Here is a 14,360-nt window from a genome sequence, read left to right as displayed (position 1 = left end):
ATTTCCCCTAAAGATCATTCGGATTACTTTTCAATAAGCATGCTCTTCTAAGTTTTAATAAAGTTTTTTTCTTGCTTTTTAAATCTTCAACATCTTCTAAAATATTTTCCAAAGGCTTTCTTAAGCATTCAACACTTTCTTTTTCATGCAACCAATTGCATTCCTTACAATTCCAAACACCTTTGCCTTTAATCCATTCTCCACCTGTTGAAGAATCACCGCACGGATAAAACGGACAATAACAGAAGTCACAGTACTGTCCTTCATAATGACATGGATAGTAATCGCATTCCCTGTTAGGTCCATGGACTACTTCCCCATTCAAGAATTTTTCATAATGATCTTGTGATAACGGATGAATTTGAGACCTTATAACATAGCCTCTAGGAGTAATAAGCTTACCGTCTTGAACATAAGTTACGTCATTTCCTACAATCAATGTACAAGACATGTTGACAATATCTTCAGTTAGATCCTTTACTTTAACGATTGTTTCCTTTGCCGGTTCATATGTACTATCCACAATACCTATTAAAGCATCTTCACCTTTAATATCAATTACACATTGTTTAAATCTTCTGAAAGGTTCTTTACGAGTTTTACTTAAAGGATTATAAATAGCAACAATTAAATTAGCTTCAAGCGCATATCTCAATTTCTTTTCAATTTCAGAAAGAGGTGTTAAGATGTTGCTTAAGCTGATTGCAGCAAAATCATGTAAGGGAGCTCCAAGTTTACTTGAAGCATAATTTAGGGCTGATACGCCAGGATAAACCTTAACTTCCACATTTTCATATTTGCTTACAATCTGATATAGCACATTTGCCATTCCAAAAACACCAGGATCACCAGAACTGATTAATGATACTGTTTGTCCATTCAAACTTTTTTCAATAGCCATTTCAGCTCTAGCTATCTCATCGCCCATTCCTTTTTTAATAATTTCCTTATCAGCTATCAAATCATCAATCTGATTTACATATTTCTTATAACCTATAATTACATCTGATTCTTCAATAGCTTTTATGGCTCCTAAAGTCATGTTCTCTCTATTCTGACCAATACCAATAACATTAATCATACAATCACTTAATATAATTTTAACACTGAATTTATTTTAATAGTATCTTTCTCCACAAGCAATCCTGTTCCCTTGTAAGAAGCCACACCATTAGCAATTACCTTATATGAAGGAGTTTGACTTATTACAATTTGTCCGGAAGTAGAATTAGGTGAAGCATAACCTAAAGCTTCAATAGTTACATTAAATTCAGAATTCTTTGGGTCTTCTAATGTAGTTACATTAATAGATTCATAATTAACTCCATCAACATTCGACAGTTCTTCAAGCTGTAGAGCAATATCTTTTTTGTTAGAAATTGAAACTGGAGTTGGATCTTTAACTAAAACCTGGTTTACTTTATCTGGACTGAAGAAACCTGAAATTTTAGAAATTTGCATATCTATTAAACCCTGAACATTAGGCGCTTCAGAAGTAACAATAGTATATGAACCTAAAAGGCCTAACTCAAAGAATACTACAAATAATACAACAATTAAAATAATTCTAACTATTTTATTCGCCATTTTATCACAATCATTACTTAAATTATAATAATTATATTATAATAATTTAAATTTTATTTTTAATATATAATAAATATAACTATAAAAGACAATTTTACAGGTTTTTACAAAAAATACAAATATAAATTCTCAAAGTTTATTAACATAGAAAATTAAAAAATTAATTAATATGTCAACTAATAAAATTCTATTAAAATTTGCAAAAAAAGGAATTAACCTATCACCAGAAGCTTATAATAAAGTTATTAATGCTGAAAATCCTCTAGATTTTGCATCTTCATTAATAGTAAAGCTAAAAGGTGATAAGTTTTCATCAAAGGATTTGGTATCTGTCAGTGGTGAAACTATTGATGAACTTTTAGGAAATACTGTAAAAACCGATAATTCAAACCAAAAAACATTAACAAATGATAATTCAGTTGATATGAGTTCTCAAGAGATAAAAGAACCTGTAAAAAAAACACCACAACTTGATAAACCAGAAGAAATTAAGACTGTTGAAAAACCAGCACCGGAAAAAATAAAAAAAGATATCAATAAAGCAGAAGTTAAAACAGTTGAAAAAGCTGAAGTAAAACCAACATCAATTGAAAACCTAAAAAAGGACAGTGACAAACCTGAAAAATATGTTAATAAAGCAATTGTTGAAGCTTCTGAAACTGTTAAAGATGCTAAAATTAAATTTAAGAGAAATGAACAAAAAACCAATGTGGAATATGATTTTGAAATTATCCAAGACATGAGTAAAAAATCATATACCAGCGGAGAGATTGAAAATTTAATCGCCTATTTCAACAGCAGATATGAAAAACTGGAAAAAATACTTTCTCAAAGACCTGAACTTAGAAACTATACCAAAATCGCCGATATTGATGATTCACAGGATAGCTTAAGTTTAATTCTAATGGTCAAAGAGATAAGATCCAGTAAAAATGGTCATAAAATCGTTGAATTTGAAGATGATACCGGAAACATATCCATTCTATTTTCACAAAACAATGATGAGTTATTTGCCGAAGCTGAAAAACTGGTAAGGGATGAAGTAATCGGTGTTATAGCCAATAAAAGTGATGACAGAAACTTTGCATTCGGTCAGCAGATAATTAATCCAGGTGTATTAAGGATTCCTGAAAAAGAGATGGATTTTGGTATTGTATTTTTATCCGATGTTCACATAGGCAGTCTGACATTTCAGGAAGATGCATTCTTGAGATTCATTGACTGGATTAATTGTGACTTTGGAACTGAAGAACAAAGAAGAGTTGCCGAAGACATCAAATACCTGATTATCGGAGGAGATATTGTTGACGGTATTGGTGTATATCCTAATCAGGAACAGGAATTGGCCATTAAAGATATCACAAAACAATATGATGAAGCAGCTAAATTCCTTGGAAACATCAGAAGTGACATTAAAATTATTATTGCTCCTGGAAACCACGATGCATCCAGAGTTGCAGAACCTCAACCTGCAGTTCCTGAAGAATATGCTAAGGCACTTTACGAACTGGATAATGTGGAATTTATTTCAAATCCTGGTGTTGTTTCCCTTGACGGTATTAAAGTTCTAATTTATCACGGCCGTAGTTTTGACGATTTGGTTATGGCTGTTAAAGAGTTTACATATGAGAAAAATGATTTGTTAATGGAAGAACTTATGAAAAAAAGGCATTTAGCTCCAATTTATGGTGAAAGAACTCCATTAGCATCAGAACTTGAAGATTATCTTGTTATTGAAGAGGTACCTGACATATTACACACAGGTCATGTTCACGTTAATTCCTACAGAAGGTTCAATGGAATTCATTTAATCAATTCAGGAACTTTTCAGACACAAACAAGCTTCCAAAAAATTCATAATATTGAACCAACACCTGCAGAAGTTCCTGTTATCCATAAAGGAAAATATAAACATTTCAAATTTTTATAGAGGAATTATATGATAAAAAATATTCAAGAAATTATTGATACTGGAAACAATCTTTACGATAAAAATTTAATTTCAGGAAAATCAGGTAATATAAGTAAAAGAATAAGAGGCGCCAGTGGCGATATTATTGCCATTACTCCAACTTTGAAATCAATATCTGGTTTAGATCCTGAAGATATTGTTTTGGTTGATATAGATGGAAACCTGTTATCAAATGGGAAACCATCTTCTGAAATTAATATGCATTTGGGAATTTATAAAAAAAGGGATGACGTTAATGCAATAGTTCATACACATGCTCCCTATGAAACAGGTTTTGCTTTTTCCAATAAAGAAATTAAAAGGCTTGAAGGTTTTGGAGAAATAAAAAAACCATTTTTACCTTCTATTGATTACGAAAAACCAGGAAGTGAAGAGCTTGCAATCAGCGCCAGCGAAGGCATTGGTAACGATGATGTACTTGTTCTAAAAAATCATGGTGTGATTTGTGTTGGTAAAAATTTAAAAGAAGCAGAATCACTTGCAATATTTGTCGAAGAGTCTGCAAAAACTCAATTTATCTCATTAATGTTAAATTCAGTTGAAGATATCTAAAAATCTTCATCTGAAGTTACATTACTTTTATTTCTATTAGCTAATCCTTCTTCAATCATTTTTAGGATTAATCCAGATAATGAAGTATCTTCATCAATAGCTATTTTTTTTAGTTCTTTTTTCAAGTCCACAGGTAAATTTATTGTTGTTTTGCTTATATCTGACATGTATAATAATTCAATTTAATTAAATATAAATTTTTCTAATATTAATTAGTTAATATAACCAAAAACTATTTAAAGTTATTAATTACATATTATTATATTAATATAAACTATTTCTATTTATATAATTTATTTTGGAGGGAGTATGATGAGTGGTCAAATCGATGAAGTTTGTGAAATACTTGAATATATCGCAGATAATAATACTGTTCCTCGTAATATAAGAGAGGCTGCTAGTGATTCTAGTGCATTATTAAAAGACGAAGAACAAGACCAATCTGTAAGAATAAGTACTGTCTTAGGAAAATTAGATGAAATCAGTAATGATCCTAATATTCCAGTACATGCAAGAACTTTAATTTGGGAAGTTCTATCTAAATTAGAATCTATCTAATTTTACTTTTTTTATTTTATATTATTGTTATTTTGAGATGGCAATTGCTACTGTTACGCCATCATATGAAGTTTTTTTATATATTAATTTTGAATCAAAACCTGCTGTTATTAATGCTGAAGGTTCACAAACACCATATATTCCGAATTTTGATTTTACAAATTCTGATTTTTGAATATCTTTTGATTCAAACAATTTCAATTTTTCCAGATCCACAAAATTTACAGGAATTTCAAGTTTTTCAGATAACTCCAAAATGCCTTTTTCATCTTTTTTAATTTCAGCAGATGATAACATGTTAACACGTGATTTATGAATATTCAAATCATTTAAAGACTTTTCAAAAGCTTCCAATATCTTTTCATATTCCTTTCCACGTCTGCATCCTATTCCAACAACAATTTTTTTCTCTTTTAAAACTATTTTATGTTCATCTAAATTTACATGGATTTCATCGGGATTTACATTAGATGAATAATTTATAGAGAGAACTATTTCAAGTGTATTATTATTCAAATAATCAGTCAGATAATCATAATTTTTATTTGGATTTAGTGTAAATGCAATTTCTCTTCCTTCCAATATTGCCTTGTTGAAAAACAAGATTTCATTTGTATTGTCAATTGATAGATAAAGGTCTTTTGACAGAACATCTATTCCCAATTTCCGGTTTACATCTGTGGATGTTGTAATTACAGGAACAGCATTTATTAAGTTGGCAATTTTATTGGTTAATGAATTTGCACCGCCTAAATGACCAGATAATGTTGAAATTACAAATTTTCCATTATCATCAATATTTAAAATGGCAGGATCTGTCACTTTTGATTCAATGTAGGGTGCAATTGTTCTTATTAATATTCCAGATGCCATTATGGCAATTACTGCATCATATTCAAAAAAAGCAATTTTTAAATATTTTTTAACATTCTTGTGAAAAAGATCACATCTAATAATTGTAGAATCACTGTCCAATTTTTCCTTTAATTTTAATGCCAGCTTTTGGCCTTTATTAGAAACAGAAACTATAGCAATTTTCATATTATCACTAAATATATATTTAAAATTAAGTTAAAAAAATTAATGTTAATAAAATCAATACTGTGAATGTAAATAATATAATTGTTAATTTTGACAGATTAACAGCTTTTGTAATGTCTTCCTTGTCAATTTCCTTGTTGACATCCCCTAAAATATAGGTATCTTTTTTAACTAATTGAATATCCAGTGCTCCTGCTGTTGTTGCCATTGTATAACCTGAATTAGGACTTGGACATTTTCTTGCATCTCTTCTCATTATTTTATAACTGTTTTTACCATTTAATTTAAGTAGATAGGCAGATATTACAACATAAATTCCTGCTATACGTGAAGGAATGTAATTTAAAATATCATCAATTTTTGCAGGTACAAAACCAATATCAGATAATTCATCAGTTTTATATCCCACCATTGCATCAAGTGTATTAAACATCCTGTACAACATTGGAATCAACAGCAAATAAAACAACTGATTGTCAAATGGCCAAATCAATATAATTATTCCAAATATTGTATAATAAAAGATTGGAGCAACATATGAATCTGTGATGTTTTCAGTCAGGCTTTCAATTACAGCTGAAACAATAAAACTTTCTGTAAGCTCACCTGTGTTTCTGCTCACCAGATAAGAAACTGACTTTCTTGCCTTGTCAATACTTTCATCCAAATCATCTTTAACATCCATAGCTGTTTTTAATAACATATTTATTGAATATGTGGATGATAAAAGAATTGCAAAAGCAACAAATAACAATATAATGTTTACTTGACAAATAACATACAATATTAACAATATAACACTAACAGAAATACCACTGCATATAACCAGCAGCAGTCCTGAAAATCTGTTTTTTATATTAATAAAAATATTTTTAAAAAATGTTATGATTGATCCGATTATAACAACAGGATGGACCTTTGTTGGCAGTTCACCGAAGATAACATCAATTGCAAGTGAAAACAACAGTCCTAATACAATAAATAAAAATAAATTCAAAGAAACAATATTAGTTGTATCGATTGATATTATATTATTTATTATATTATTATATTCAATCATACTTTATTATATATAATAAAAAAATAAATAATTTATTATTTATAATTTTAAAAAAGATGATAACATGGAAATCGAAGAACAAATCAAAAAATGGTTACTTGACGAAGATTGCTTAAGAGAAATGAAATATGATGAGAATGCTGATTTTCATTTTATTGTTGAGTTTCCAAAAGAGAATATTATGGATGTTGTTAAACCTAAAGATAAAGACTGTATTATAATTGCATGTGCTACTCAGGTAGCTCCACAACATCTTGATTTGATGAAGTCAACAGATGTTAAAACTCAAAAAGATTTCATTCTGGAATTAAACTTTGGATTAAATAATTTTTTAGTTGATTTTGAACTTCAAATCAACCAGAACATTTTACAGCAATTCGTTGTTACTGAACAAATATTTAATGATGGTTTAACTAAACATGAATTTATGAAAACTATGAAAAGAGTTTTCAAAGCTAAATTACATTGTATTTGGTTAATTGATAAGAAATTTGGCAGTTTGAATGACTTTACTGTTCCTTCAAATGAGAATGATATGTTCTTGTAGAGAGGGAGAGGTACTTTTCAACTGTAACATTTACGAGGGTATATTAAGACAGAAGAGGTATATTTCAACTGTAAACACTTGAAATTTATCTCTCTATTTTTTCATTTTCACTACATTATTTGATTGTGTCTATCATGTTACAATTTCATTACAATTTCTCATTTTTGTTACACTTGAAACACACCCCTTCAATTTTGCTTTGCGCATGAAATTGTTTACACTTGCAATACATGTCTCCCTCTCAATGTAAAATCATTATAATTTTTTCAAAAATCTTGTTTTTCAAGCCATCTGAGGCCTTATTTTCATTGTTTTTCTTTAATATTTACACTTGAAATTATTATTTTATATTTGAAATAGTGATATTTCATTTTTTTATTTTAAATGTCTTAAAATATTTAATTCTTATAAATATTCAATTTTAACTTCAATTTATTAAAAATAGTAAATTTAAATTGTTTAATAATATTATAAATCATTTTAAACAGAGAAAATTTTTTACATTTTCTTAAATTTATCAATTCATGGCACTTTTGCAATGAAAAAGTTTATTTATCAGGTGGTAAATATTAATAACACTGGAAATTATACTTAATTATTTTTCATGATTTTTACTTATTATTGTGGTGGTATAATGTCAAACGTTTTTGAAGATTTAGAAAAAGATATGGGTAATACAGTATCGAAAAGTATATTTAAAGATAAAGCTCCATTGGATCATAGATATTTACCTGATAAATTGGTTCACAGAGAAGATCAAATCAGACAGATTGCAAAATATTGGGTAGATGTTTTAAACAACATTACTCCTTCTAATGTTACTCTTTATGGAAAAACAGGAACAGGAAAGACTGCAGCATCCAAGTTTGCACGTGAACAGCTAATTGAAATTGCTAATAAGAAAAATGTATTTGTTAAAGTTGAATATGTCAGATGTACAGATTACAATACTGAGTATCAGGTTTTAGCCAGATTATGTAATCAGTTAGGCCGTGATGTTCCTAATCGTGGTTGGACTAAAGGTGAAGTTGTCAACACATTCAGGGATATTTTCAGAACCAATGCATTCGGTAAAAAACTGCAATTAATTGTTATTTTGGATGAGATTGACATTTTGCTTGAAAAAGATGGTGATGGAATATTATACACATTAACAAGAACAGACAATGTTTCTGTTTTATCAATCAGTAACTTTTTAGACTTTAAGAATTTAATAAAATCCAGAGTAACCAGCAGCTTAAAAGATAAGGAGATTGTTTTCCCTCCATACGGAGCAGATCAGTTATCTGACATTTTATCTGAAAGGGCAGAGTTGTCTTTTAAAGAAGGAGTTTTGGATGATGATGTAATTCCATTATGTTCTGCAATGGCTGCTAAAGAAGAAGGTGATGCAAGATATGCTCTTGATCTTTTAAAAAATGCAGGTGAATTGGCATTTGATGATAATTCAGAAAAAGTCACAGGTGAACATGTAAGAAAAGCTAAGGATACTATTGAACACAATAAAGTTACTGAAATTATTTCCACATTGCCGCTACAGCAACAAAGGGTTTTGGAAGCTATCCTCAACTTGACAAAGCAGGATGAAGAAATATCTTCAGGTAAATTATATGAGGAATATAAGGAAATTTCCAAAAAAGATGCTGTAACCTATAGAAGAATCTTTGATTTTATAAATGAACTTGAGTTATTGGGTATTATTTCTACAAACACAGTTTCACGTGGTCGTGGAAAAGGAAGAACCAATATTATCAAACTTCAATGTGATGAAACATTACTTGAAACAACCCTTTACACTATTTAGGGTTGTTTTTTATTAATGTTTTTAGAATTGCCATTCTAACTGGAACAGCATTGGCCGCCTGTGTAAAATATTTGTTGTATTTTGTATTATCCACATCAGTATCTATTTCATCAACTCTTGGTAAAGGATGCATAACAATCAGATCTTTACCTTCTAACATTTTTTTGTTAATTATATAAGCTCCTTTTATTTTTAAATAATCATTGATATCCCCAAATCGCTCTTTTTGGATTCTGGTTACATATAAAACATTAACATCATCAATTATTTCTTCAATTGAATCTACTTCAATCCATGTTACATTTGTTTTGTTAATATCGTGAAATACTTCTTGAGGCATTTTTAGCTCAGGCGGTGAAACCAAATAAAGGGTAACATTTTTGTATAATCCTAATGCATTTGATAGGGAATGAACTGTTCGTCCATATTTCAAGTCACCAATCAAGGCTATTTTTAAGTTGTCAATTTCTCCAATTTCTTTTTTGATAGTGTATAAGTCAAGTAATGTTTGTGTTGGGTGCTGACCGGCTCCATCACCTGCATTTATAACAGGAACATCCACTATATCTGATATGAATTTTGATACTCCCTCAAGTTCATGCCTGATAACCAGTGCATCACAATATCCTTCAAACATTTTTGCTGTGTCTGCAATGCTTTCACCTTTGGAAACAGAACTTGATCCGCTGTTTTCAAATCCGATTCCATCTCCACCCAAACGTTTAATTGCAGTTTCAAAAGACATTTTTGTCCTTGTTGATGGTTCAAAAAACATTAAACCAAGAAGTTTTCCTTTAAGTTCATCACATGTTTCTCTTGATTTTGCAATATCCTCTAATTTTTCAGCTTCTTCGAGAATATAATCAACATCTTTTCTTTCAAAATCTTTAATTGAAATTATGTTTTTTAAATCAAAAATTCTAATCAACCCTTCCAGTTTTTAAATAATTCTTTCAATAGGCATTACAAGTATATCTTTTGCACCAGCATTTCTCAAGTCATTGACCAGTTCGAATACCTCTTTTTCATCAATTACTGCCTGAACTGCTACAGTTTTTTCATTGGACAGTACTTCAGATATTGTTAAACCGCCCATGGACGGCATTACTTCTTTAACTTTATCCAAATCCTTTGTTTTAACATTCATTGTTACAAGTTTTTTACGGTCGGCATCCAGCACACCTTTAATACTTGTACTGACTGCTTCAATTAGCTCTTTTTTTGATTTTAAGCTATCTTCATTAGCAATGAGTTTTATGCTGCTTTCAAGTATTGTGTCAATAATTTTAAGGTGATTCATTTTTAAAGTGGTTCCAGTACTGGTTAAATCAGTAATTAAATCGGCTATGCCGATAAATGGAGCTGCTTCTGTAGATCCGCTTAATTTCACGATTTTCAAATTTAAACCATTTTCATTTAAATATTTTTCAGTTAAAGTAGGAAATTCAGTAGCAACTTTCATGTCCTGTGTTATATCATCTATGGAGTTTATATTTGACTCCTCAGGAGATGCAAGGACCAATTTAGTTTGTCCAAACCTCAAGTCGAGTAATTCAATGACTTCTGATTCACTTTCCTTAATTAAATCTACACCAGTTATTCCCATATCTGCTACTCCGTCATTTACAAATTCAGGAATATCAGATGCCCGTGCAAACATTACCTCTATATTTTCGTTAAATGTTTTTGAAATCAGTTTTCTATTATTTTTATCGATTAATCCTAAACCAGCCTTTTCTAAAATGTTTATTGATGGTTCACTTATTCTACCCTTGGAAGGAATGGCAATTTTTATTTTCATCTTATCTTCTCAATATTTTTTTCTTATAATATATTTTAAATCTTTTTATTAAATACTTTCTCAATATACTTGATTATTTTCTAATTTATCCTTTAATTTTGCAAAATATTTAAATATTAAGTCATGTAATATGATATTTAGCTTATTATTAATCGATGTTAATAATAAGTTTTGATTAACTTATAGTGAGGTGAAAATTATGTCTGAAATACCAAAAGCTCCTATTGCAAGAATCATTAAAGAATCTGGTGCTGAAAGAGTTAGCGAAGATGCAAAAGAAGAATTAGCTGCATACTTAGAAGAAGTTGCTCGTAACGTTGCTAAAGAAGCAAACCAAGTAGCTAAAATCGCAAAACGTAAAACTGTTAAAGCAGATGATATCAAATTAGCAATTAAAAACTTATAAATAAGTTTTTAACTACTTTTTTTATTTTTTTAGGTGTTATTATGTCAGATAATACTATTTTAATTAAGAATGCATTTATCTTAAATCCGAATAATTTTGAAGAAAAAAGACAATCTCTTTTAATTAAAAATGATTTAATCGCAGAAATTTCAGATGAAATTGATGAAACTAACGTTGATAAAATAATTGATGCTTCAGGAAAAATTTTACTTCCTGGATTAGTAAATACTCATACTCATTTATCCATGACTTTATTTAGAGGATTAGCTGATGATTTAAGTTTGGACAGCTGGTTAAATGATCATATATGGCCAATGGAAGCTAATCTTAATGGAGATTATTGTTATATTGGGGCTCTTTTAGGAGCTGTTGAACTTATCAAGTCAGGAACCACAACATTTTCCGACATGTACTTTTACATGGAAGATGTGGCACGTGCTATTGATGAGGCAGGAATCAGAGCTGTTTTGTCTTATGGAATGATTGATTTTGGAGATGCTGAAAGAAGAGAAGCTGAAATCAGGGAAAATTTAACATTATTTGAAAACTGCAATGGAATGGCTGACGGAAGAATAAAAGTTTTCTTCGGACCTCACTCTCCTTACACAGCTTCAGAGGAACTGCTGATAAAAGTGCGTCAACTGGCTGACGAATACAATATGGGTATTCATATACACGTTTCAGAAACCCAGAAGGAAATCAATGATGTTTCAGAAGAAAAAGGATTAAGGCCATTTGAATATCTTGAAAAAATAGGCTTTTTAGGTCCTGATGTTGTTGCAGCTCACTGTGTATGGTTAAGTGATGATGAAATTGAAATCATAAAAAAACATGGTGTAAAAGTTTCACACAATCCGTGCAGTAACATGAAATTGGCTTCAGGAATATCTCCAGTTTCCAAATTGATTGAAAATGATATTTGCGTTTCAATTGGTACAGACGGTGCTTCTTCCAACAATAATCTTGATTTAATTGAAGAATTAAAAACTGCAAGTTTACTTCAAAAGGTTTCAACCCTTGATCCTAATGTTTTAAACTCACATGAAGCTATAGCCATGGGTACTATCAAAGGTGCTGAAGCTTTAGGTTTAAGTGATGAGATTGGTTCAATTGAAGTAGGCAAAAAAGCAGATATTATTTTAGTTGATACAAATTCCGCTAATATGGTTCCGGACAGTTCTACATTAACATCCAACATGATTTATTCAGCTAACGGTTCAAATGTAGACACTACAATTTGTAATGGAAAAATATTAATGGAAAATAAAAAATTAACTGTATTGGATGAGCAAGAAATCTATGACAAAGCTCGCGAAGCAATTAAAAATTTAAAAGAAGCTATCTAGCTTCAAATTTTATTTCTTTTTGATTAACAATAATACTTCTTTTCCACTCATCATTTGTTTCAGGGAAATCGGATCTGAAATGAGCTCCTCTACTTTCTCTACGTAATATTGCAGATTTTACAGATAAAATACAGATTTCAACCATATTAATGACTTCAAGAGCATTAACTAAATCAGTATTGTATTGCTTTTTATCACTGACACTTAGGTTGTCCAGTTCTTTTTGCATTTCAAGCAGTTCCTTCAATGCTTCGTTCAGTGTTTTTTCATCACGAACAATTGAAACTTTTTCCCACATTAGCTTTTTGATTCTATTTTTAAATTCTTTTGGTTTAATTGAACCTTCTTTAAATAGATTTTCTATTCTTGAAGCTTCCTCTTTAACCTGTTTTTCATTAGTTTTAAGTTCTGTATTTTTACAGGCTTTGGATGCACTTTCACCGGATATTTTTCCAAATACCTGTGTATCAGCAAGTGCATTACCTCCTAAACGGTTAGCTCCATGAACTCCTCCGCAGACTTCTCCGGCTCCAAAGAGGTTTTTAATTGAAGTTGATCCGTCGGTATCTATTTTCAGACCACCCATAAAGTGGTGAGCTGTAGGTGCTACTTCTATAGGCTCATGTTTAATGTCCACACCGACATTTTCAAATTGCAAAACCATTGTTTCAAGTTTTTCATCAATATAGTCATCATCCAGATGGGAAATGTCCAGGTATACTCCTCCGTTTTCGGTACCTCGCCCTTCAATAATTTCGCTGTATATTGAACGGGCAACAACATCACGGGTAGCCAGTTCCATTTTTTCAGGAGCATATCTGCTCATAAATCTTTCACCGTCTTTATTTATGAGAAGTCCGCCCTCTGCTCTGACCGCTTCTGTTACAAGGATTCCTCTTTTGGATTTTGGTGTTACCATTCCTGTCGGGTGGAACTGTATCTGTTCCATATCTATTAAATCGGCACCTGCTCTGTATGCAATTGCAAAACCATCTCCGTTTTTTTGTGAGGTGTTTGATGTTACAGGGAATAATTGACCAGCACCTCCGCTGGCTAAAATAACAGATTTTGCTTTAAAATAAATTAAACTTGAATCCTTTAAGTTTAAACCGGTTGCACCAATGACTTCATCATCTAAGGTAACCAATGAGGTAATCATGACTTCTTCAATGCATTCAATATCTCTTTTTATGATTTCTTCTTTAAGAGCGTTTAATAATTCTGCGCCTGTTCTATCTCCTTGATAGCATGTTCTTCTGTAGGTTTGACCACCGAATGGTCTTTGATCAATTTCACCGGATTCCTGTCTGTCAAATAGTGCACCGTAGTTTTCCAAATCAATAAGTCTTTTCGGTGATTCGTTTACTAGAATGTCAACTAGTTTTTTGTCATTGAGGTAGCTTCCGCCTTTAAGTGTATCTTGTATGTGTGCCTCAATTGAATCATCCTTATCAACGGTTTTAAATACTGCGTTGTATCCGCCTTCAGCCATTCCAGTACAACCTGATCTAAATGAAAGACCTTTGGACACGATAATAGCTTTTAATCCAGCATTATCAACTTCAATTGCAGCCCTTGAGCCTGCTCCTCCTGAACCAATTATTAACACGTCTGTAGAGATAGTTTTTATTTCCATTTCAATTACCCTGTAAAATTTTATTATAATAATATTTTGTATTTCTATCG

15 protein-coding genes are annotated in these 14,360 nt (G+C 30.6%); 7 read left to right on the top strand and 8 right to left on the bottom strand.

All coding sequences use genetic code 11. The features are described from left to right. Positions 1 to 7: 7 nt before the first annotated feature. Together cobJ and QZU75_RS02805 are read right to left on the bottom strand one after the other, a co-directional pair. A complete protein-coding gene (gene cobJ, locus QZU75_RS02810) occupies positions 8 to 1,081 on the bottom strand; it encodes a precorrin-3B C(17)-methyltransferase (protein ID WP_296881431.1) in 1,074 nt (357 codons plus the stop codon). 8 nt (positions 1,082 to 1,089) lie between these two features. After that, on the bottom strand, positions 1,090 to 1,587 hold the full coding sequence (locus tag QZU75_RS02805; RefSeq protein WP_296881430.1) for a hypothetical protein: 498 nt from the start codon (positions 1,585 to 1,587) through the stop codon (positions 1,090 to 1,092). A gap of 169 nt (positions 1,588 to 1,756) precedes the next feature. Between QZU75_RS02805 and QZU75_RS02800 the strand changes: the two genes are divergently transcribed. Both QZU75_RS02800 and QZU75_RS02795 read left to right on the top strand, forming a co-directional pair. Continuing rightward, positions 1,757 to 3,517, top strand: coding sequence for a DNA-directed DNA polymerase II small subunit (locus QZU75_RS02800; protein WP_296881429.1), 1,761 nt, complete (start codon positions 1,757 to 1,759; stop codon positions 3,515 to 3,517). 9 nt (positions 3,518 to 3,526) lie between these two features. Further along, positions 3,527 to 4,111, top strand: coding sequence for a class II aldolase/adducin family protein (locus QZU75_RS02795; protein WP_296881428.1), 585 nt, complete (start codon positions 3,527 to 3,529; stop codon positions 4,109 to 4,111). Here the strand turns inward: QZU75_RS02795 and QZU75_RS02790 are convergent. Next, positions 4,108 to 4,278, bottom strand: a complete 171-nt coding sequence (locus QZU75_RS02790) for a Met repressor (RefSeq protein ID WP_296881427.1) — start codon at positions 4,276 to 4,278, stop codon at positions 4,108 to 4,110. The two genes, QZU75_RS02795 and QZU75_RS02790, sit on opposite strands and share 4 nt — an antisense overlap. A 145-nt stretch (positions 4,279 to 4,423) precedes the next feature. Here QZU75_RS02790 and QZU75_RS02785 point away from each other — a divergent pair, with 145 nt between their 5' ends. After that, positions 4,424 to 4,669: a UPF0147 family protein gene (locus QZU75_RS02785; protein ID WP_296881449.1), complete on the top strand. Its 246-nt coding sequence runs from the start codon at positions 4,424 to 4,426 to the stop codon at positions 4,667 to 4,669. A gap of 27 nt (positions 4,670 to 4,696) precedes the next feature. Here the strand turns inward: QZU75_RS02785 and QZU75_RS02780 are convergent, their stop codons facing one another. Together QZU75_RS02780 and QZU75_RS02775 are read right to left on the bottom strand one after the other, a co-directional pair. Beyond that, complete coding sequence (locus QZU75_RS02780) at positions 4,697 to 5,710, bottom strand: cobalt-precorrin 5A hydrolase (RefSeq protein WP_296881426.1); 1,014 nt, start codon at positions 5,708 to 5,710, stop codon at positions 4,697 to 4,699. Between the two features lie 25 nt (positions 5,711 to 5,735). Next, positions 5,736 to 6,770 (bottom strand): cobalamin biosynthesis protein, encoded by a 1,035-nt coding sequence (locus tag QZU75_RS02775; RefSeq protein ID WP_296881425.1) that lies wholly within the window; start codon positions 6,768 to 6,770, stop codon positions 5,736 to 5,738. A 64-nt stretch (positions 6,771 to 6,834) separates the two neighbouring features. On the opposite strand from QZU75_RS02775, the gene QZU75_RS02770 reads away from it, so the two are divergent. Together QZU75_RS02770 and QZU75_RS02765 are read left to right on the top strand one after the other, a co-directional pair. Continuing rightward, positions 6,835 to 7,317 carry a DUF2299 domain-containing protein gene (locus tag QZU75_RS02770; RefSeq protein WP_296881424.1) on the top strand — a complete coding sequence of 161 codons (483 nt, stop codon included), beginning with the start codon at positions 6,835 to 6,837 and terminating at the stop codon, positions 7,315 to 7,317. Between the two features lie 634 nt (positions 7,318 to 7,951). Then, complete coding sequence (locus QZU75_RS02765) at positions 7,952 to 9,121, top strand: Cdc6/Cdc18 family protein (RefSeq protein WP_296881423.1); 1,170 nt, start codon at positions 7,952 to 7,954, stop codon at positions 9,119 to 9,121. Here the strand turns inward: QZU75_RS02765 and pyrB are convergent. After that, positions 9,114 to 10,049 carry an aspartate carbamoyltransferase gene (gene pyrB / locus QZU75_RS02760; RefSeq protein WP_296881422.1) on the bottom strand — a complete coding sequence of 312 codons (936 nt, stop codon included), beginning with the start codon at positions 10,047 to 10,049 and terminating at the stop codon, positions 9,114 to 9,116. The two genes, QZU75_RS02765 and pyrB, sit on opposite strands and share 8 nt — an antisense overlap. A 12-nt stretch (positions 10,050 to 10,061) precedes the next feature. Further along, positions 10,062 to 10,922, bottom strand: coding sequence for an ATP phosphoribosyltransferase (hisG, locus tag QZU75_RS02755; RefSeq protein ID WP_296881421.1), 861 nt, complete (start codon positions 10,920 to 10,922; stop codon positions 10,062 to 10,064). Positions 10,923 to 11,121: 199 nt separating this feature from the next. Between hisG and QZU75_RS02750 the strand changes: the two genes are divergently transcribed. Then, positions 11,122 to 11,328: a histone family protein gene (locus tag QZU75_RS02750; RefSeq protein ID WP_296881420.1), complete on the top strand. Its 207-nt coding sequence runs from the start codon at positions 11,122 to 11,124 to the stop codon at positions 11,326 to 11,328. A 41-nt stretch (positions 11,329 to 11,369) separates the two neighbouring features. Further along, entirely contained in the window at positions 11,370 to 12,674 is a 1,305-nt protein-coding gene (locus tag QZU75_RS02745; protein ID WP_296881419.1) for an amidohydrolase family protein, read from the top strand. On the opposite strand, the gene tfrA is transcribed toward QZU75_RS02745, so the two are convergent. Further along, positions 12,667 to 14,310 carry a fumarate reductase (CoM/CoB) subunit TfrA gene (gene tfrA / locus QZU75_RS02740; RefSeq protein ID WP_296881418.1) on the bottom strand — a complete coding sequence of 548 codons (1,644 nt, stop codon included), beginning with the start codon at positions 14,308 to 14,310 and terminating at the stop codon, positions 12,667 to 12,669. The genes QZU75_RS02745 and tfrA overlap by 8 nt on opposite strands. Between the last annotated feature and the right edge of the window lie 50 nt (positions 14,311 to 14,360).

Source organism: uncultured Methanobrevibacter sp., assembly GCF_902764455.1.
Lineage (GTDB): Archaea > Methanobacteriota > Methanobacteria > Methanobacteriales > Methanobacteriaceae > Methanocatella.
This window is presented reverse-complemented; position numbering and strand designations above follow the sequence as displayed.